Raw genomic sequence first — 20,473 nt, forward strand, 5'->3', positions numbered from 1 at the left:
CGGCGCCGCCGCTTTCCGGCAATCCTGCCCCGCCGTCGGGTCGACTTGTGAGCGATGCCGTCGGGTCGACCGGTTTCCGGTCGTCGCAGCTGGTGTCGCGCTGGGTTCGGTAGTGAGCCCGTCCGCCGGTGCTGGGCCAGTGCTGCGGGCTGATGCCGCGACAGTCCGGTCTCGGAATGTCACACAGCTCGCTTTCCGCTGGCCCGCTCGTCATTGCAGAAATGGTGGGGCCCCCGGACCTTGCGGTCCGGGGGCCCCACCATTCACGGCTGCGTCACGCATTGGGTCGCTTGCCGTGGTTCGCTGCATGCTTGCGCCGGGCGCGGCGCTTGCGACCAGTCTTGCCCATGTCGACCTCCCGATCGTCGCCGGTCGATGGACCCGGCGCGCTGAATTGATTCCCGCGAGTCGTCCGCCGCGGGCACGAACTGACATTGTGCCACCCCTGCCAGCTCGCGTCCAACACATTCCTGTCACCGCCTTGCCCGTCGACCGTTCTGGAGTGCTTGCGGCGTTCTCCTAGAGTTGGACCATGCTGTCGATGAGCGAAGTTCTGGCCGAACACACCGTTCTCGGTGAGGACGACCGGATTTGGCTCACGGCATTCGTCCGCGAATGGCATCTGCTGTCCGACACCAGCTTCTCCGATCTGGTGCTGTGGGTGCCCGATGCCGATGAGAACGTCTTCTGGGCCGCTGCCCAACGCCGCCCGGTCACGGGCCCCACCGCCCTCGAGGACGATGTGGTGGGCGACGACATCAGCTATGAACCGGATTCCTTGGTCGTCGAGGCATATCTGTCCCGCGAGATCAGCGAGACGAGCAACAACAAGCTGCAGGCAGGTATCCCGGTAGATGTCTGGGCGATCCCCATCATCCGCCACGGTGAGGTCATCGGCATCGTGGAGCGGCACACGAATCAGATGGGCGTGCGGGCGCCGGGCGCCATGGAGGACTGCTATCTGGAGGTTGCCGAGATCCTCGCGGACATGGTCCGCCACGGCATCTATCCGATCCATCCGCCCAGCGACCCCACCACCAGCCCCAGGGTGGGCGACGGGCTGGTCTATGCCACGGATTCGGGGGTGATCAGTTACGCCAGCCCGAACGCGGTCTCGGCCTACCGGCGGCTGGGGCTGGTGGGCGACATGCTGGGCGAAGGGATCCGCGAGCTGAGTACCACCGCCGTAGGGGCGGCGATCTCGCCCGTTGCGCCCACCACGGGCCACGACTTCGATCTGGGCAGCGTGGGGGAGTTCGACACGCAGAACGAGCATGGGTGCGTGCGACTTCGGGTGATGCCGCTGTCCCAGGCCGGGCACCGGGCCGGCGTGCTTGTCACCTGCCGTGATATCACCGAGCTTCGCGACCGCGAACGTGAGCTCGTCACCAAGGACGCCACGATCCGCGAGATCCACCACCGGGTGAAGAACAACCTCCAGACCGTTGCGGCGCTGCTGCGTCTGCAGGCACGCCGGTGCCATTCTGCGGAGGCCGAGAGCGCGCTGTACGACGCCATGAGCCGGGTGCAGTCGATTGCCGTGGTGCACGAAATCCTCTCCCAGAGTTTCGACGAGGCCGCCCAGTTCGACGAGGTGGCGGACAAGATCCTGCAGACTGTGGGAGATGTGGCCTCCACGCGAGGCGGGTTGCGGGCCAAGCGTCAGGGAAGTTTCGGGCTGGTGCCCGCGAAGGTGGCCACCTCGCTGAGCCTCATCATGACCGAGCTGTGCCAGAACGCACTGGAACACGGGCTGGGCGATCGGGCTGGGGAGGTTTTCGTGCGACCCAGGCGCGACGCTCACGGCGCCCTCGTGCTCGACGTCGTCGATCAGGGTGCCGGTCTGCCCGAGGGATTCGTCATGGGAGCATCCGACAGCCTGGGCACCTCGATCGTCACGACGCTGGTGGCCGATCTGGGTGGCGAGTTCACCTTGTTCAACAATCCCGGCGCTCCCGGTGCCACATCGCGCGTGATCGTTCCCGCGGAGACATTGAGGGTCTAGGACATTGGGGGTCTAGCCGAAGGGGGGCTGTCGGTGCCCGCAGTGACGCAGGCACCGGCAACCGCAGCGGCCAGGCCCCGGTGTGGGGCTCAGGCGGTACGGCGATTACGCGCGGCACGACGGCGCAGGGCACGGCGCTCGTCCTCCGACATACCGCCCCATACGCCGTGGTCCTGGCCGGCCTCGAGGGCCCACGCCAGGCATTCCTCACGGACCTCGCAGCGTTCGCAGACCCGCTTGGCCTCTTCGATCTGCGCCAGTGCCGGGCCTGTGTTGCCGATCGGGAAGAACAGCTCAGGGTCCTCGTTGAGGCAGGCCGCCTTGTGGCGCCAGTCCATCTGGATGTGACTCCTTCTGCGTCGGGGCACGTGGAAACACCACAGGCACCGGAAACGTCGTGTGCTTCGGCGCGGCTCGCTGCGCGGGCCGCAACCCGGGTACTGAACAGCTCAGCAGTCCATCTGGGGCAATGCCGCAATGACCCGCTCACATGTGCAGGCCAGGCATCGTCACCGACAGGGCAGTGCCCAAGAATACGTCACTGTTGGCTCAGTGCGGCAGTGATCAGCTCCTGTTGTTGCTCAATGTGGACATCGCGCGAGCCGACCGAGGGAGCCGGCGCCGCCGGGCGCGTGAAGGGACGGATGTGTAACGGGCGTCCCAGGCCCCTGGACAGCTCCGGGACGAGATGCTGCGCGAGGAAATACCAGGATCCCTGGTTCTGCGGTTCCTCCTGCACGAAGCGCACATCGACGTCGCGGGGGAACTCGCGCAGCAGCTCAACGAGGGCGTCGCTGGCCAGCGGATAGAGACGTTCGAGCGCGATGATCGCCACCTGCTGGCCCAGTCCCAGTTCCTGGCGCTTGGCCACCAGATCCCAACGCACCTTTCCGCTGCACAGCAGCACGCGACGGACGCCACCAGGATCGGTGATCGTGGGGTCGGGCAGGACCGGACGCCACGACGCGTCGAGGAACTCCTCGGGGGCGCTGACCGCCGCGGGATTGCGCAACATCGACTTCGGGGTGGCCACCACGAGGGGGCGGTGCCAGTTCACATAGGCGTGCTGGCGCAGCAGGTGGAAATAGGACGCCGGGGTGCTCGGCATTGTCACCGCGATGTTCCCGCCCTCGCACGACTGCAGCCAGCGTTCGATGCGGCACGACGAATGGTCGGGGCCGGCGCCCTCATAGCCATGCGGCAGCAGGAGCACGACACCCGAACGCTGGTACCACTTGGCGAATCCGGAGGTGATGAACTCGTCGGCGATCGTCTGGGCGCCATTGGCGAAATCGCCGTACTGGGCCTCCCACAGCACGAGGGCATCCGGTGCCGCGGCGGAATAGCCGTACTCGAAACCCATCGCCGCGTACTCGCTGAGGTTCGAGTCATAGATATCGAAGGGGGCCTGGGTCTGCGAGAGGTGCTTCAGGGGCACCCACGCCTCGTTCGTCACGCGATCCACCACGGCCCCAAAACGCTGGCTGAAGGTGCCGCGCCGGGTGTCCTGACCGACCAGTCGCACGTGGCGGCGCTCCTGCAGGAGAGTACCGAAGGCCAGCAGCTCGGCAGTGGCCCAGTCGATCGGTCCCTGCTGGATCTGCTCGGCGCGGCGCTGCAGCTGACGCAGCACCTTCGGGTGAGCGGTGAAGTTCTCGGGCAGCTCCTCGTGCACCTGGGCCACGCGCTGCAGCTCCTGCGGGCTCACCCTCGGGGGCGCGGTGAGATGACCCGGCTTGAGGGGGTACAGCGGCGAGAGCCGGTACTGCACCTCGTGGTCCACCTCTTCGCTGGGCACCTTCGGGTCGCGGACCATGGAGAAGACCTCCTCCAGCCGTCCGCGGAAGCGGTTGACGGCCTTCTCGGCGTCTTCCAGCGAGATGTCACCGCGCCCGATGAGCGCGTCGGTGTACAGCTTGCGCACCGAGCGTTTGCGGCCCACGAGGCGGTACATCTGTGGCTGGGTGAAGCTCGGGTCATCGCCCTCATTGTGGCCGCGCAGCCGGTAGCAGACCATGTCGATCACGACATCCTTGTGGAAGCGCTCACGAAAGTCGTAGGCGAGCGCGGCGGCGCGGCTGCATGCGTCGGGGTCGTCACCGTTCACGTGGATCACCGGTGAGCCCAGCGCCTTGGCCACATCGGTGCAGTACTTGGACGAGCGCCCGTCGCTCGGCGCGGTGGTGAAGCCGAGTTGGTTGTTGACCACCAGATGGATCGTCCCGCCAACTCGATAGGGACGCAGTTGGCTCATCTGGAGCACCTCGTAGACCACCCCCTGGGCGGCGAAGGACGCATCGCCGTGCATGAGCACGGGGAGCACCGGATAGTCGGCCGGATGGGGTTCGCGGTCGCGCTTGGCTCGGGCGATGCCCTCCAGAACGGGATCGACCGCCTCCAGATGGCTCGGATTGGCCGCCACCGAGACCCTCACGTGATTGCCCGCCATGGAGGTGAACTCGCCCTCGGCGCCGAGGTGGTACTTCACGTCGCCGCTGATGACCTCCTCGTCGAGGGCGGCCTCGTCGAACTCGCGGAAGATCTGGCTGTAGAGCTTTCCGGCGACATTGGTGAGCACATTGAGCCGGCCGCGGTGCGGCATCCCGATCGTCACCTCGGTCATTTTCCGGTCGGCGGCGCGGGCGCACAGCTCAGTGAGGATGACGATGGCCGATTCGGCGCCCTCCAGGCTGAACCGGGTCTGGCCCACGAACTTGGTTTGCAGGAAGGTCTCGAGCACCTCCGCTTCGCTCAGACGATCGAGGATGAGCAGATGCTCCTCGCGTGGCCGGGAGGTGTGCGGACGCTCGATGCGCTCGCGGATCCAGCTGCGCTGCTCCGGATCGTCGATGTGCATGTATTCCAGGGCCAGGGTGTGGCAGTAGCTCTCGCGCAGCTGGCCGAGGATCTGGCGCAGCGGCAGGTGCTGGTTGTCGGCGCCGCCGAACCGGCCCACCGCGAACGAGCGGTCGAGATCCCAGATGGACAGCCCATGGGTGCCCAGCTCGAGATCGGGATGACTGCGCATCCGGTACTCGATGGGATCGAGATCGGCGAGCAAATGACCCTCGCAGCGGAAGGAGTTGATCAGCTCGAGCACCCGCGCCTGCTTGTTCACCCCCGAGACGGCGTCGGGGGCGTAGTCCTTCGACCAGCTGAGCGGCGGGTAGGGGATGCGCAGCGATTCGAAGATGTCCTGGTAGAAGCCGTCCTCGCCGAGCACGAGCTGGTGTATCCGGCGCAGGAACTCTCCGGAGACCGCCCCCTGGATGACGCGGTGATCGTAGGTTGAGGTGAGCGTGCACACCTTCGATATGGCGCTCTCGTTGAGCCGTGCAGCGCTCGTGCCCTCGAAGGCAGCCGGGTAGTCGATGGACCCGATGCCGAGGATCATCGCCTGACCGGCCATCAGCCGTGGCACCGAGAGCCTCGTGCCGATACCACCGGGATTGGTGATGGACACGGTGGTGGCCTCGAAGTCGGCGACGGCCAGCTTGTTCTCACGTGCCCTGGCGATGAGGTTCTCGTAGGCCGCCCACAGCTGCGCGAAGTTCAGGGCGTCGGCATCCTTGATGTTGGGCACCAGGAGGCGACGGCTGCCATCGCGCATCGTCACGTCGACGGCAATTCCGAGGTTCACGCCGCGGTGCTCCACCAGGGTGGGTTTGCCGTCGGCGTCCTCGTAGGAGTTGTTCATGGCGGGCACATCGCGCAGGGCGCGCACCATCGCGTAGGCCAGGACATGGGTGAAGCTCACCTTGCCGCCGCGGCTGCGGCGCAGGAAGGAGTTGATGATGGCGCGATTGTCGATGACCAGCTTCATCGGCACCTCGCGCACCGAGGTGGCAGTCGGCACCGACAGCGAGGCATTCATGTTGACAGCAGTGCTGCGCGGTGCACCCTTGAGGACAGTGCGCAGCGGCGCAGCGCGGACCGATTCGGGGCGCATCGCGGGATTGGGCACGTCGGCCGACAGCCCGCCGCCCATCCCGGGCTGCTCAGGGGCGTTCCTGCGCGTCTCGCGGGACTCGACGGGAGGGACGGGCGCCTGAACCCGGCTCGAGGGCGGTGCCCCTGCCGCGGCCGCATCGGGGCTGGGCGCAACCCTCCCGCGCTCCAGTGCGCCAGAACGATCCGGTGTGGTGGGGCCAGTCGGCGTAGCGGGCCGGCCAGCCGTCGCGGCCGGGGCACCGGGAGCCGGGGCAGGAGCATGACCGGCTGAGGCCGCCTTCACGGAGCCGCGTGGTGTGGCGGTGCCCACGGACTCGTGCGGTGTGGCGGTGTGCACGGGGTCGTGCAGTGTGGCGGTGTGCACGGGGTCGGATGGTGGGGCGGTCCTGGTTCGGAAGAAGTTTGCCCACTGTGCGGGAACCGAGTGCGGATCGGCGGCGTAGCGCTCCCGCATGTCCTCGATGAGCCAGTCGTTCGCGCCGAAATCGTCGGTTGTAGACATGTTGTCCGTGGCTGAGCCACGTCCCTCACTTCCCTGTGATCGTCCGGGGGTGCCTTGTCGAACTCTACTGGGGCGCGGTACCCACGCCAACGCGCATCGACAGCCTGAGGGCCTGGGCCAGCGAATACGCTGTGAGCGCAATGAGGGCGCCATTGCGCAGCGCAAGCAGCAGGGTCGAACCGGCATTGGGGTCGACGCTTGACACCAGGCCACCGTAGCTGAGGGGGTAGATGAGCTGGGTGAGCCCGATCGTCGCCGCCCCCAGGACCGCGAGCCAGGGCACCGGAGCGCGCTGCCTGCTGTGGGCGAGGCGTGCGATGGCGAGGACAAGCGGCCCGAAGATCCACGTGAGGTACTGGGGGCTCAGCGTCTTGTCCGCCACCAGGAAGGCGCACACCAGGGCGAGACCGGCCAGCAGAATGGCATGCTCGTGACGGTCGTCCTCGACGAGCGGCAGCCGGTGCCCGGGCAGGCCAACGCCACCGAGGCCGATGAGCCAGACGAAGATCGCGGCGAGCAGCACGACCAGCACCGTGCTCACCGAGGCTCCCCTTTCCCAGGCGCCCACCGAGGAGCCGAAGATCTCGTAGGCCTGGAACTGGCTGTACTCGACATGGGGACCTCCCGAACCGCTCCACAGCCGGCTCACCATGAGAGGGGTGGCCCAGACCGATTCGATTTGCAGACCCCGCTGCGACTGATAGCCCAGCGGGGAGAGCGTGCGCGCCAGTCCCTGGCTTGCCACCGAGATCGTCGTGAGGACGAGCCCGGTGATTCCGAAGCCCAGCATGCGGCGCCTGGCGGGCGCGGACACACCCACCATCGGCACCAGGAGGAGCGCGGGCCACAGCTTCAGCCCGGCGCCCACCGCCAGCAGCGCGCCGGCGAGCGCCGGACGGCGGCGAAGCCAGTACAGCGCTGCCAGGACACACAGCGCCGGCACCAGGTCGAAGCGGAACCACAGCAAGGGGCCGAGCAACGCCCCGGCACCCGCCCACAGCCAGGCTGCGGTCCGCGACTCGAAGAGATACAACGCCGCGGCGGCCAGCGCGTCCAGGGCCGCCAGGAGCAGGGCGAAGACGAGCACATAGGCGTCGGTGTCCCGTGCCGAGGACCAGGAAACGAGCTGCAGGAACCACACCGACCCGGTGGGATACTCGGTGAGCACCCCCCGGATGTCGTCCAGTATCGGCCAGGGCCTGGTGAGCACGGAGTCGGCGTAGTAGACGACGTCATTGCGGATGAAGGTGGCCAGCGCCAGGAAGAGGCAGAGCATGGTTGCCCGGGTGAGCAGCCAGCAGCCGATGAGCCATCCCGGTCTGCGTGGCCTCCTGGCGGCACACCCGAGCATCCCGTCTGGGCTCATGCCCTCACCGTCTCGGCAGGGGACAGCGCGCCGCTCTGAGCTTCGGCAACGAGAGCGGGCACGAGCGGCTCGGCAGCCATCGGGGCAGGCTGGCGTCCCACCCGCCATGCGGCGCGCACGGCGAGCACTGAGGAATAGACCGCCAGCACCACCATGAGCCCATTGCGAATCGCCAGGATGAGCGTCACTCCTATTCCCGGGTCGTGCGGGCGCACCAGTGCCGCGTAGTTGAGCGGGAACTCGAGCTGGGTGAGAGCCGCCGCGACGAGCCCCAGGACCAGCATAACGGCGGCATGATGTCGGTCCTTGCTGCGCAGCTGCGTGGCGATGAGTACGGCGAAGGGCCCGGCGAGCCAGATCATGTATTGGGGGCTGAAGGTCTTGTTCGCCACGATGACACCGGCCACGATCGCCAGGGTGGACAAGGTGATCGCCAGTGTCCGGTCGCGGCGCCGACGCTCGGCGCCCGCCATCCGCAGGCTGTGGCGCGGCAGGCCCACGCCACCCAGCACGATGAGCCAGCCCAGCACCGCCACGAGGGCAATGAGCGCCACCATGGCCGCGCTGGCCAGCCCGGTGAGGGCCTCGACGTGGGGACCGAAGATCTCATAGGCGTTGTAGCGGCTGAGCCGGACCTCCCATTGGTCGCCGGACTGGCCCAGCCGCGCGAGCATCACCGGAGTCGCCCAGATCGACTCCACCTGGAGCCCGCGCCCGGACTGCCAGGTCAGCGGCGAGGCCGAGCGGGTGAGGCCCTCGGTGACCAGCGAGGACAGGCCGGCCGCCAGCCCGAACGCGAGAAACCCTGCGCCGCGGCGCAGCCCTGCCCGGTTCCCGGGCAGTCCGGGGAGCCCTGCCCGGTTCCCGGGCAGTCCGGGGAGCCCTGCCCGGTTCCCGGGCAGTCCGGGGAGCCCTGCCCGGTTCCCGGGCAGTCCGGGGCCCTCGCCCTGCCGGCTGCACAGGATCGGCAGTCCCAGCATCGGCACGATGAGGAGCGCGGGCCACAGCTTTGTGGCGGCACCCAGGGCTATCGCGGCACCGGCGATCCGGGGGCGGCGTTCGAGCTCCCGCAGGGCGATGAGCACGCACACCGCCGGGATCAGATCGATGCGGAACCAGGCCAGCGGGCCGATGAGGAAGATGAAAGCCATCCACAGCAGCGACGAGAGCCGGGAGACCCGCGTCCACAGCATCCAGCTGCACAGGGCATCCAGCACCGCCAGGCACAGCGCGAACAGGAAGACGTAGACGTCCTTCGAGGGTCCGCTCACTGCGCGCAGCATCTGCATGATCCACACCACGGGTACCGGGTACTCGACGAGTGCGTGCGCCAGGTCATCGGGGCTGGTCATCGACGTGTGGTCGATCGAGGTGAAGTAATAGAGCACGTCGGCACGGACGAAACTGGTCTGCACGACGAAGACATAGGTCATCACCGAGCGCGACAGCAGCCAGCAGACCACCCCGACCCAGTCCTGCAGGGGATCGGTGCGGGGACGCAGCCGAAGCGAGGGCCAGCGCAGGCTGCTCATGGACCGGCCTGCTCGTTGCGCTGCGGACCCCCATCACCGGGCAGGGCATCGGCCAGGCCCGTTTCCGGCAGTTCGCGATGGCCGTGCCGCGCCGCCCGAAGCGCCTTGGGGCCAAGGAAACTCCAGACCCAGCTCACCACCCGGGCCACCACCACGAGCACGGCGACATTGCGCGCCGCGAGCAGCGCGGTGGCCGGCAGTCGCAGCAGCGAGTCACCGACGCTCCAGTCGCGGATCAGCAGGCTGTAGCTGAGGGGATAGATGAGCGTGGTCAGGCCCGCGGTGATGAGGACCCACGCCGAGAGGCTGTTCACATGCCTGCGGTTCAGATAGAAGTCCTGGGAGTGCTGGGTGCGAGCGCCCAGCACGGCGTATCCGGCCGCCAGGGGACCGCCCGGCCAGATGAAGTACTGGGGGCTGAAGGTCTTGTTCGTGACGATCATGATGAGGATGACGAGCACGACCAGCGCCACCGCCTCAAGGACCCGACCGTGGCCGCGCATGAGCCACACGACATAGCAGACCAGGGCCGTGCCGAGCCCGAAGGCGAAGGCGATGTCGCTCGCCGTGATGAGCTCGGAAACTCCGGGGCCCCAGATCTCGAAGGCCTGATAGGGCGACTGGGTGACCACATAGTCACCGGCATGGAGCGCCCGGGCGAGCATCGGTACCGTGGCCCACACCGACTCGATCTGCAGACCGCGGCCCTTCTGCCAGTTCAGAGGTGACATCAACCGGCTCCAGCCCGCGTACACCAGCGAGATGACGACGAGAATGACGCCTCCGGCGGCGAAGCCGAGCGTGGCACGCAGTTTCTGACGCCCTCGCCCGGGCATGAGCGCCGGCCACAGCAGGGCGGGCCACAGCTTGACTGATGCCCCGACTGCGGTGAGGAAACCTGCGGTGGCGCTGTGGCGGCGCAGCAGGAGAATGAGGGACCAGCCTGCCAGCACCGATGTGATGAGATCGAACCGCAAATAGGCGGTGGGACCGATGAGCGCCAGGAACAGTGTCCAGAAGACGACGGACTGCCCTCTCATCGCCTTGCCGGTGCGCCACAGCGTCCAGGTGAACAGCGCGTCGAGTGCGAGCATGGACAAGACGAAGACGGTCACATATCCGGTCTGGTGCCCGAAGGACAGCAGATAGGGCAGCGCCAGGATCCAGATGACCGGCGTCGGGTACTCCTTGAGCGTGTCTGCGGGACCATGGCTGAACAGCACCTGGATGCGCTCGTAGTAGTAGACCACGTCGCCCTGGGTGCCCGGGGCGACGAATGCCCAGATGACGAAGACGAGCAGGCGGCAGCCGAACCAGAAGAACAGCAGGAACCGGCCCGACTGCAGGCGCTCACGCGTGAAAGCCAAGGTGAGCTGACGCGAGACCCTCGTGGTGATGCGTGTCGGTGTGGCGGCGCTGGCCCCATGACACGCCACTGCCTGGGACGCCCCGCCATGACACACCATCTCGCCATGACACACCATCTCGCCATGACACACCATGCTGCGGTCTGCCATGTTCCTCCTGGTTTCGCCCCACACAGCCTTTCTGCGCCGGTGCAGCGTACCAAGATGACCTGGCAGCGAGCGGAGAAAGCGACCCGGCCAAGCGCTCCCGGAGGGATTCGAACCCTCGCACCCGCCTCCGGAGGGCGGTGCTCTATCCCCTGAGCTACGGGAGCATGGCCTGCCGCCACGCGGCGGACCATTGACGAGCTTAGTCCCCGGGGCGCCATCGCTGCCACTCGACAGGGCTCGGGGGATGGCGAGCGCACGGCTCGACAGGGCTCGGGGAGTGGCGAGCGCACAGCCCGGCGCGGGGATCTGGAAAGATGGGGAGATGTGACCCACATGCATGTCGCCGGCTCGATCCACGCCGATGTCTCCGCGCCGGGGCCCCAATGGCTCACCGAGCCGGCGGACCTCAATGCCTTGGATCGCGCACTGTGGAGCCGCAATGTCACTCGCGATCCCGCCGGGCGGCTCAGCGTGGCGGGCGTCGACGTGGTGAGCGCGGTGCGCCAGGAGGGCTCGCCGGTATACCTGTTCGACGAGGACGACTTCCGACATCGGGCGCGCGCCTTCCGGCACGCCTTCGAGGGCTGGCAGGTGTTCTATGCCGGAAAGGCGATGCTCACCCGCACGATTGCCCGACTCGTGATGGAGGAGGGACTGAGCCTCGACGTGTGTTCGGGCAGCGAACTGCAGGTGGCCCTGCTGGGCGGTATGGATGCCGCGCGGATAGGCATGCACGGCAACAACAAGACCAGCGACGAACTGGAACTGGCCCTCTCGCGCGGTGTCGGATGCATCGTCGTGGATTCCCTCGACGAGATCGCGCGCATCGAGCAGCTGTGCGAGGCCGGCGGCTACCACGCTCGCGTCATGGTGCGGGTGACCCCGGGGGTGGAGGCACACACCCACGAATACATCGCGACCGCCCACGAGGACCAGAAGTTCGGCTTCTCCATCGCGAACGGCCAGGCGATGGTGGCCATGGTGCGCTGCCACTACTCGCCCTCGATGGAACTGCTGGGGGTGCACTCCCACATCGGATCGCAGATCTTCGACACCGGGGGCTTCGAGGTGGCGGCACGGCGCACGATGAAGCTCATGGCGCAGTTCACCGACGCCACCGGCGTCCACCTGCCTCAACTCGATCTTGGCGGCGGATTCGGTGTCGCCTACACCAGCGCCGACTCCCCGGCCACCCCCGACGAGCTGGCCAGTGGGCTGCGCGAGATCGTGGAGCACGAGGCCCGTGCTCACTCCATGGCGCTGCCGGCCCTGTCCATCGAGCCCGGACGCGCCATCGTTGGTCCAACGACGATGGCGGTGTACACCGTCGGCACCGTGAAGACCGTCGACCTGGACGGTGGGGGACAGCGGGTCTACGTGAGCGTCGACGGCGGGATGAGCGACAACATCCGTCCGGCTCTCTACGCGGCCGAGTACTCGGCGGTGCTCGCCGACCGCACTTCGCAGGAATCCGGTGTGCTGTGCCGGGTCGTCGGCAAGCACTGCGAAGGCGGTGACATCCTGGTGCGCGATGTCTTCCTGCCCGCAGACATCGCCCCCGGCGATCTCATTGCGGTCCCCACGATGGGTGCCTACAGCCGTGAGATGGCCAGCAACTACAATCACGCGCTGCGCCCGCCGGTGGTGAGGGTGCACGACGGGCAGCTCAGTCCGATGATCCGCCGTGAGACCATGGACGACTTGCTCCGTCTCGACGTGGGACGCTGAGGGGGTGCAGATGAACCAGAGCGTGACTCGCCCCGCTGTGCCGGTCAAGGTCTTGCGGGTGGCATTGCTGGGTGCCGGAACGGTCGGGCGCAAGGTGGCCACGATCCTCCTCGAGCACGCCGACGACCTGGCGGCGAAGGCCGGTTGCCGATTGGAGGTCAGCGGCATCGCCGTGCGCGATGCCACGAAGCCACGTGCCGGCATCGACCCGGCGCTGCTCACCGAGGACGCCGCCGGGCTGGTGGCCAACAGCGGCGCCGACATCGTCATCGAGCTGATCGGCGGGCTGAGCCCTGCCAAGGAGCTCATCGTCTCGGCGATCGAGCACGGCGCCTCGGTGATCACCGCGAACAAGGCCCTGCTCGCCAGCCACGGCGACGAGATCTTCGCCATCGCCGAACGCAATGGTGTCGACGTGTACTTCGAGGCTGCCGTCGCCGGAGCCATCCCGATCGTGCGGCCCTTGCGCGAATCGCTGGTCGGCGACGAGATCAGGGCCGTCATGGGTGTGGTGAACGGCACGACGAACTACATCCTCGACAAGATGAGCACCGAACACCAGGACTTCAACCAGGCTCTCGCGGCCGCCCAGGATCTGGGCTTCGCCGAGGCCGATCCCACGGCGGACGTCGAAGGATACGACGCGGCGAGCAAGGCGGCCATCCTGGCCAGCCTCGCCTTCCACTCCAGTGTCCCGGGATCCGCTGTCTACCGCGAGGGCATCACGGACGTCACGCCCGAGGACATCGAGGCGGCTGCGGCGATGGACTGCGTCGTGAAGCCACTCGCCATCGCGAGGGTGGACGAGCAGGGGCGGATCGAGGTGCGGGTGCATGCTGCCATGGTGCCGCTGACCCACCCGCTGGCAATGGTGCACGGTCCCAACAACGCGCTGGTCGTCGAAGCCGCCAACGCCGGGCGGCTCATGTTCCTCGGTCCTGGCGCGGGCGGCTCACCGACCGCCAGCGCCGTCACGGGGGACCTGGTGACGGTGGCCCGCAACAGGGTGCGCGGAGTGGTTGGGCCGGCCCACTCGCTGTATCAGGCCTTGGCGACGGCTCCGATGGGACAGACACGGACTCGCTACTATCTGCGGTTCAAGGTGGCAGACCAGCCCGGTGTGCTCGCCGCAGTGGCAGGGATCCTTGCCCGCCACGAGGTGTCGGTGCACTCGATACGCCAGACGCCCACCGCGAACGGCGACGATCCGGCCACCGCGCGGGTGTCGATGATGACCCATATCGCCCGGGAGTCCGATGTGGCCGCATGCCTGGGCGAGCTGGAGAATTCAGGTTTCGTCATCGGCCCGGTACGTCTCGTCCGTGCCGAAGGAGTCTAGGAGAAGCAATGCACGTCGTCTGCCTCGATCTCGAGGGTGTCCTGGTTCCCGAGATCTGGATCAGCGTCGCCGAACGCACCGGTATCGAGGAGTTGCGGCTCACCACCCGCGATATCTCGGACTACGACCAGCTGATGAGGCATCGTCTTGGTGTGATGGCCGACAACGGGCTGACGCTGAGCACGATCACCTCAGTGATCGCCCAGTTGCACCCACTGCCCGGGGCGGCCGACTTCCTGCACTGGCTGCGTGAGCGCTGGCAGGTCGTCATCTTGTCCGACACCTTCTACGAGTTCGCCGAACCTCTCATGGCCCAGTTGGAGCGCCCCACGATCTTTTGCCACAACCTGGTGGTGCGCGACGACATGGTCGTCGACTACCGACTGCGCCAGCCCCATGCGAAGAAGGCTGTCGTCGAGGCCCTCAAGGGACTGAACTTCACGACTCTGGCCGCGGGCGACTCCTACAACGACACCGCGATGCTCCGGGCCGCCGACTTCGGGGCCTTCTTCTGCCCGCCGGAGCGGGTCATCGAGGAGTTCCCCGAGATCGCGGTGACGAGGGACTACCAGGCACTGGGAGGGCTGTTCGAGCAGGCAGCCGAGAGGCTGGACGCGCAGGCTGCCCGCTGAGTCCTGGATCGGCAGACACGCCGGCGTGACACGCGATCGGCGTCATTGCCCGGGTACCGAGTTGTCCGGACCGTGATGACTGATAGTCTTGGGGTATCGCACATCCGGTGAAGAACCGGTGGGCATTCATCCTTCATTCGGGTCCAGGGCCTCGGGCTGATCGGACCGGAATTCCATCCACTCCGTGCATCGCCACGGCCGAGCGCCAGCTTGACATGCCTCGCACGGAGTGGAGACCGAATTCCCACCGCTCCCCGACACCGCCCCGCAGCACCGTTTCGGCAGCGGGATTCCGATGAATGTGCAACCGCAGCGGACATGGCGTCCGGTTGCGGTACCGAAAGGACATCAGTGACCGAAATCACCGAGGCGCCCCGGACAACCGATCGGACCGGGACGCCTGACTCCACCTCCGTCGCGCTGGGCAGTCTCAGGCTGCCCGAACTCAAGCGAGTGGCCGCCGAACTCGGGATCAAGGGCGCCGGCAGCATGCGCAAGGGGGATCTGGTGAACGCCATTTCCCAGCGCCGCAGCGGCCCAGCCGCAGCCGACGATACGCCGGCCCCGCCATCCACCAGGGCACGCACGACCCGACATCGGGACACCCAGCCCGAGATGGCCGTCGGTCGTCTCGCGCGACTTGCCGACCAGGCAGCTGCGACGGACCAGCAGGCCCCCCTGCCCGGCGCCCCGCAGGCGGCACAGGAGGCCGAACCGCCAGTGCTCGCCCGGACACACCGCGGCACGCAGCCAGCGGCACCACAACCCGCGACCGAGCCCGAGGGCGGCGTCCGCGAGGACGGCCTTGACCCCATCGCGGCCCGTCTCGAGGCGGCCGCGAAGGCCCAGCGTGCCGAGCACAGGGCGGGGCGGGCTGCCCACGAGCGCACCGATGACGCCGCTGCCGGTGCCGAGGCCGCTGTGCACGAGAACGAGAGCACGACCGATCAGGTCGGTGCCCGGCTCGAGCAACTCGGCAGCCCGCGCGCCCGGACCGAGCACGTCGAACGGACGCCCGGCAGTGAGGAGAGCGGCGAGGAGCACGGCCGTTCGCGCGGCCGATATGAGGCCGGCAGACGTCCCGATGCCGCCCGGCACGACGACGAGGACGCGAACGGGGGCCGGCGTTCGCGGCGGCGCCGACAGCGTGATCGCCAGAATCGGCGCGGACGCAGCGGCGCCGTGACCGAGATCGACGATGCCGTGGTGCACGAAGGCGATGTGCTGACCGATGTCAGCGGCATCCTCGATGTGCTCGACAACTACGCCTTCGTCCGTACCTCGGGATACCTGCCGGGCCCCCAGGACGCCTATGTCTCGCTGTCGATGGTGCGCAAGTACGGCCTGCGCAAGGGCGATGTCGTGGTCGGCGCCATTCGCCAGGGCCACGAAGGCGATCGGCGTGAAAAGTACAATCCCCTGGTGCGTCTGGACACCATCAACGGTGCCGACCCGGAGGTCATGCGCAATCGCCCGAGCTTCGGCAAGCTCACGCCGCTGTATCCTCAGGAGCGGCTGAGGATGGAGACGACGCCCACGAACATGATCGGCCGGATCATGGATCTCATGTCGCCGATCGGCAAGGGCCAGCGTGGCCTCATCGTCTCCCCGCCGAAGGCCGGCAAGACGATGGCGCTGCAGGCCATCGCCAATGCGATCACCGCGAACGACCCCGAGGTCCACCTCATGGTGGTGCTGGTGGACGAGCGTCCCGAGGAGGTCACAGATTTCCAGCGCGCCACGACCGCCGAGGTCATTGCCTCCACCTTCGATCGCCCGGCCGAGGATCACACGACGATCGCCGAACTGGCCATTGAGCGCGCCAAGCGTCTCGTCGAGCTGGGCCGCGATGTGGTCGTCCTGCTCGACTCGATCACACGCCTCGGCCGCGCCTACAACCTGGCGGCCCCGGCATCGGGGCGCATCCTGTCCGGAGGTGTCGACTCGGCGGCGCTGTACCCGCCGAAGAAGTTCTTCGGTGCTGCGCGCAATATCGAGAATGGCGGTTCGCTCACCATCCTCGCCACCGCGCTCGTGGAGACCGGCTCGAAGATGGACGAGGTGATCTTCGAGGAGTTCAAGGGCACCGGCAATATGGAGTTGCGTCTGTCGCGGCAGCTGGCGGACAAGCGGATCTTCCCGGCCATCGATGTGGAGGCGTCCGGCACTCGCCGCGAGGAACTCATCATGGGCCGTCAGGAACTCGACATCATCTGGAAGCTGCGGCGGGCACTGTCGGGCCTGGAGAGTCAGCAGTCCCTCGAGACGCTCCTGTCGCGGATGCGCAAGACCCGCAACAACTCGGAGTTCCTCGTGCTCATCTCCAAGACGACGCCCGGCGCGGACTGACCTTCGGGGCTCTCGTCTGGCGTGGGCCGCTGGGGCGGGGTGGTCTTTGTGCCAGTGGGCTATGATGGCCGCCGATCCGGTTCACGCCTGCCGTACCAATGCGGCTCGCGGTGCAGGCACCGCTCGGCGACCCGGACCAACCACCAGGAGAAACGACGATGAAGAAGTCCACGCATCCCGCGTACCACGAAGTGAAGGTCGTGTGCACCTGCGGCAACGAGTTCGTCACCCGCAGCACATTCGAGGGCGATGTCATGAGCGCCGACGTGTGCAGCAACTGCCATCCCTTCTACACGGGAAAGCAGAAGATCTTGGACACCGGTGGTCGCGTGGCCCGCTTCGAGCGCCGCTACGGCAAGCGCAAGGTCGAAGCCAAGTAGCTTCCACACAGGGGCGCCGGATGCATCGACATCCGGCGCCCCTGTCATGTTCTGCGGCAGCGAGCACGGTGACAGGGGAGACGGGAAAATGTTCGAGAGCGCCAAGGGCCTGCGGGCTGAGTTCAGCGAGCTGGAGGGCATGCTCGCCGATCCGCAGGTGATCAGCGACCCCTCGAGGTCGCGGCGCATCGGGCGGCGCTACTCGGAGCTGACCGGTATCGTCCATGCGCTGGACGAGTACGACCGGCGCACGGACGATCTGGAGGCCGCGCGCGAGCTGGCCGAGGAGGACCCTTCGTTCGCTGCCGAGGTGGAGTCGATCGGCGCGCGCCTCGACGAACTGACCACGCGGCTGACCGGGCTGCTCGCCCCCCGGGACCCCAACGATCTCAACGACGCGATCATGGAGATCAAATCGGGTGAGGGCGGCGAGGAGTCCGCCTTGTTCGCCGCCGATCTGCTCGCGATGTACGTCCGTTTCGCCGAGCACATGGGCTGGTCGGTGGACAGCCTGGAATCCGAGCCAACGGATCTGGGCGGCTACAAGTCCGTCACGGTCGCCTTCCGGGCGCGTCAGAGCACCCCTGCCGACGAGAAGCCGTACGGGATGCTGAAGTTTGAGGGCGGCGTGCACCGGGTTCAGCGCGTCCCGGTGACCGAATCCCAGGGGCGCATCCATACCTCGGCAGCGGGGGTGCTCGTCATGGCGGATGTGGAGGAGGATGAGGTGAGCATCGACCCCGACGATCTGCGGATCGACGTGTACCGGTCCACCGGTAAGGGCGGCCAGGGTGTCAACACCACGGATTCGGCGGTGCGGATCACTCATCTGCCCAGCGGGATCGTCGTGACCTGTCAGGACCAACGCAGCCAGTTGCAGAACAAGGAGCAGGCGATGCGCATTCTGCGGGCGCGGCTCGTGGCGGCGGCCGAGCAGGAGGCCCAGACGGCCGCCGAACAGGCCCGACGCTCCCAGGTGCGGACCGTCGACCGGTCGGAGCGGATCCGCACCTACAACTTCCCCGAGAACCGCATCACGGATCACCGCATCGGATTCAAGGCACACAACCTGGACGCCGTGCTCGGGGGCGAACTGGGCCCGCTGATCGCTGCCTTGCGAGCCGACGACCTGGCACGCCGGCTCGCGGCAGGAGCACACGCGTGAGCGCCGGAGAGCCGGGAGGGCCGGGAAAGCGGGGCGGTGAGACCGTGAGCCTACGGCCAGCCGCCATGCTGCGGCGCGGCATCGCACTGCTCGCCCAGGCAGGGCTCGTGACGCCCCGGGCGGATGCCCGGCTGCTGCTCGCCCACGCTGCGGGAATGGAGCCGGCCGGGCTGGCCACGACGGCAGTTCTCGACGAGCAGGTGGAGAACCGCTACCGCGAGCTGCTGGTGCGCCGCGTGGCCGGCGAGCCCGTCCAGTACCTCACCGGGCGGGCCTACTTCCGCAAGATCAGCGTTGAGGTCGGCCCGGGCGTGTTCATTCCCCGCCCCGAGACGGAGCTGGTCGTGCAGTTCGCGCTCCACCGGCTCATCACGATGCGCGCCCAGACCGGCCCATCCCCGGTCGTGGTGGACATGGGAACCGGGTCGGGCGTGATTGCCGCCAGTATCGTCGCGGAGTATCCCGGGACACCTGTGGTTCATGCCGTCGATGTCTCGGCGCAGGCTCTCTCGTGGGCCCGCCGCAATCTCGCAGGAACCGGTGTGCGGGTAGTGGAGGGGCGGATGGGTCAGGCCCTGCCCGAGCTGGACGGCCTGGTCGACCTCGTCGTCTCCAACCCGCCCTATCTGCCCAGCGGTTCGGCCCCGGATCTGCCGAACGACGTGGTGAGCCACGATCCCGAGGAAGCGCTGTTCTCGGGGGCGGATGGGATGGACGCCATTCGCGAGCTGGTTCCCAACGCGGCGCGGCTGCTGAAGACCGGAGGCGCGCTCGTTGTCGAACACGACGACTCCCAGGGTGAGCTCATCGTCCAGCTTCTGCGGGGCAGCGGGCTGTTCGATCTCGTGGACGACCACCCCGATATGTCGGGCCGGCCGCGGTTCGTGTCGGCGACCCGGCGGGCAGGAGTGGGAGAATGAGCGACGTGAGTGAGCCGAACGAATCCGTGCCCGACCAGCTGGATGGCCCCGAACCGGACAGCCCGGCGCAGCAGCGACCCGACGAGCCGGCCCCGGGGTCGGCGGAAGGCGAGCGTGTCGCCGGACCGGCCCACCAGCTCTTCCGGCTCGCCGACCGGCGAGAGGAGGCGATCGAGGCGGCGCAACGCGCCGTACGGGCCGGCCGGTGCATCGTCTTGCCGACCGACACCGTCTATGGCATCGGCGCCGACGCGTTCAGCGCTCCGGCGGTGCAGCGCCTGCTCGACGCCAAGCGCCGTGGCCGGGACATGCCCCCTCCCGTGCTCATTGCCGAACCGGCCATGCTGCCCGCTCTGGTGGCCTATGTGCCCCTCAGCGCCCGCGCCATGGTCGAGAAGTTCTGGCCAGGCGCATTGACCCTCATCTTCCGGGCACAGGCGAGCCTGCGACTCGATCTGGGTGACACCGGAGGCACGATCGCCGTGCGTGTGCCCGACAACGACGCGGCCCGTGCGCTCTTGCGTCACACCGGCCCGCTGGCGGTGTCCAGCGCGAACATCTCGGGCAGCCCCTCGGCCACGAATGTCGCGGACGCCGAGGCGATGCTTGGCGACAGCGTCGACGTCTATCTCGACGGCGGACCCACCCCCGGTCCGGTGGCGTCGACCATCGTCGATTTCACCCAGAACCCCTCTGGCAAGATCCTGCGCCAGGGGGTTGTCAGCTTCGAGGCGCTTCGCGAGCTCTCGGCCGGTCTTGAGAACCTGCCCGAGCCGGCTGCCAATGCGCAGGAGCCAGCGGCTGGGCAGGCAGCCGGGCTGGAAGAAGCTGTCCCCGAATCGGCAGCGCCCGCCCAGGCGGTGGGCCGGAGCGAACCGGATGGCCCGCGGCCTGCCGAGGGGGTTCCGGATGGCCCGAACTCCGACGAGAGTGGACCGGATGTCCCGCAGCCGGACGAGGGCGAACCTGTCGAGGCAGCACCGGACGACACGAAGCCTGCCGAGAGTGAGCCGGCCGGCTCAGCTCCAGGCGCCGGCGATCCTCCCCCTGATCGCGGCCACGCCGCACCCACGATCTGAGATAGCCG

General features: G+C 67.8%; 15 protein-coding genes and 1 tRNA gene. 9 read left to right on the top strand and 7 right to left on the bottom strand.

The features are described 5' to 3' along the window. Window positions 1-274 precede the first annotated feature (274 nt). The gene (locus tag BMX93_RS13510; RefSeq protein ID WP_425438749.1) at window positions 275-349 is read right to left on the bottom strand and encodes a 50S ribosomal protein bL37; all 75 of its coding nucleotides are present in this window, start codon (window positions 347-349) and stop codon (window positions 275-277) included. A 183-nt stretch (window positions 350-532) separates the two neighbouring features. On the opposite strand from BMX93_RS13510, the gene BMX93_RS03685 reads away from it, so the two are divergent. Further along, window positions 533-2,005: a sensor histidine kinase gene (locus tag BMX93_RS03685; protein ID WP_091968157.1), complete on the top strand. Its 1,473-nt coding sequence runs from the start codon at window positions 533-535 to the stop codon at window positions 2,003-2,005. Between the two features lie 89 nt (window positions 2,006-2,094). Here the strand turns inward: BMX93_RS03685 and BMX93_RS03690 are convergent, their stop codons facing one another. The 6 genes from BMX93_RS03690 to BMX93_RS03715 all read right to left on the bottom strand — a co-directional run bounded on the left by BMX93_RS03690 (window position 2,095) and on the right by BMX93_RS03715 (window position 11,037). Then, complete coding sequence (locus BMX93_RS03690; protein ID WP_091968160.1) at window positions 2,095-2,343, bottom strand: WhiB family transcriptional regulator; 249 nt, start codon at window positions 2,341-2,343, stop codon at window positions 2,095-2,097. A gap of 200 nt (window positions 2,344-2,543) precedes the next feature. Further along, window positions 2,544-6,458, bottom strand: a complete 3,915-nt coding sequence (locus tag BMX93_RS03695; protein WP_091968163.1) for a multifunctional oxoglutarate decarboxylase/oxoglutarate dehydrogenase thiamine pyrophosphate-binding subunit/dihydrolipoyllysine-residue succinyltransferase subunit — start codon at window positions 6,456-6,458, stop codon at window positions 2,544-2,546. A gap of 64 nt (window positions 6,459-6,522) precedes the next feature. After that, a complete protein-coding gene (locus tag BMX93_RS03700; RefSeq protein ID WP_177170053.1) occupies window positions 6,523-7,824 on the bottom strand; it encodes a DUF2029 domain-containing protein in 1,302 nt (433 codons plus the stop codon). Next, entirely contained in the window at window positions 7,821-9,356 is a 1,536-nt protein-coding gene (locus BMX93_RS03705) for a glycosyltransferase 87 family protein (RefSeq protein WP_091968169.1), read from the bottom strand. Before BMX93_RS03705 ends, BMX93_RS03700 begins: the two co-directional genes overlap by 4 nt. Continuing rightward, window positions 9,353-10,873: a glycosyltransferase family 87 protein gene (locus BMX93_RS03710; protein WP_245725716.1), complete on the bottom strand. Its 1,521-nt coding sequence runs from the start codon at window positions 10,871-10,873 to the stop codon at window positions 9,353-9,355. Before BMX93_RS03710 ends, BMX93_RS03705 begins: the two co-directional genes overlap by 4 nt. A 92-nt stretch (window positions 10,874-10,965) precedes the next feature. Then, window positions 10,966-11,037, bottom strand: a tRNA-Arg gene (locus BMX93_RS03715). Between the two features lie 160 nt (window positions 11,038-11,197). Between BMX93_RS03715 and lysA the strand changes: the two genes are divergently transcribed. From lysA to BMX93_RS03755, 8 genes are all read left to right on the top strand, one after another. Beyond that, a complete protein-coding gene (lysA, locus tag BMX93_RS03720) occupies window positions 11,198-12,601 on the top strand; it encodes a diaminopimelate decarboxylase (protein ID WP_091968172.1) in 1,404 nt (467 codons plus the stop codon). Between the two features lie 10 nt (window positions 12,602-12,611). Further along, entirely contained in the window at window positions 12,612-13,940 is a 1,329-nt protein-coding gene (locus BMX93_RS03725; protein WP_091968330.1) for a homoserine dehydrogenase, read from the top strand. Window positions 13,941-13,948: 8 nt separating this feature from the next. Beyond that, on the top strand, window positions 13,949-14,572 hold the full coding sequence (thrH, locus tag BMX93_RS03730) for a bifunctional phosphoserine phosphatase/homoserine phosphotransferase ThrH (protein WP_091968175.1): 624 nt from the start codon (window positions 13,949-13,951) through the stop codon (window positions 14,570-14,572). 351 nt (window positions 14,573-14,923) lie between these two features. After that, complete coding sequence (gene rho, locus BMX93_RS03735; RefSeq protein ID WP_425438748.1) at window positions 14,924-16,921, top strand: transcription termination factor Rho; 1,998 nt, start codon at window positions 14,924-14,926, stop codon at window positions 16,919-16,921. A 158-nt stretch (window positions 16,922-17,079) separates the two neighbouring features. After that, complete coding sequence (gene rpmE, locus BMX93_RS03740) at window positions 17,080-17,301, top strand: 50S ribosomal protein L31 (protein ID WP_091968181.1); 222 nt, start codon at window positions 17,080-17,082, stop codon at window positions 17,299-17,301. Window positions 17,302-17,389: 88 nt separating this feature from the next. Further along, a complete protein-coding gene (gene prfA, locus BMX93_RS03745; protein WP_091968184.1) occupies window positions 17,390-18,466 on the top strand; it encodes a peptide chain release factor 1 in 1,077 nt (358 codons plus the stop codon). After that, on the top strand, window positions 18,463-19,386 hold the full coding sequence (gene prmC / locus BMX93_RS03750) for a peptide chain release factor N(5)-glutamine methyltransferase (protein WP_245725717.1): 924 nt from the start codon (window positions 18,463-18,465) through the stop codon (window positions 19,384-19,386). Before prfA ends, prmC begins: the two co-directional genes overlap by 4 nt. Then, on the top strand, window positions 19,383-20,465 hold the full coding sequence (locus BMX93_RS03755; RefSeq protein ID WP_091968190.1) for an L-threonylcarbamoyladenylate synthase: 1,083 nt from the start codon (window positions 19,383-19,385) through the stop codon (window positions 20,463-20,465). The genes prmC and BMX93_RS03755 overlap by 4 nt, the downstream gene beginning before the upstream one ends. Window positions 20,466-20,473: the final 8 nt, after the last annotated feature.

The sequence above is a fragment of the Propionibacterium cyclohexanicum genome (assembly GCF_900111365.1).
GTDB classification, from domain to species: Bacteria; Actinomycetota; Actinomycetes; order Propionibacteriales; family Propionibacteriaceae; genus Propionibacterium; species Propionibacterium cyclohexanicum.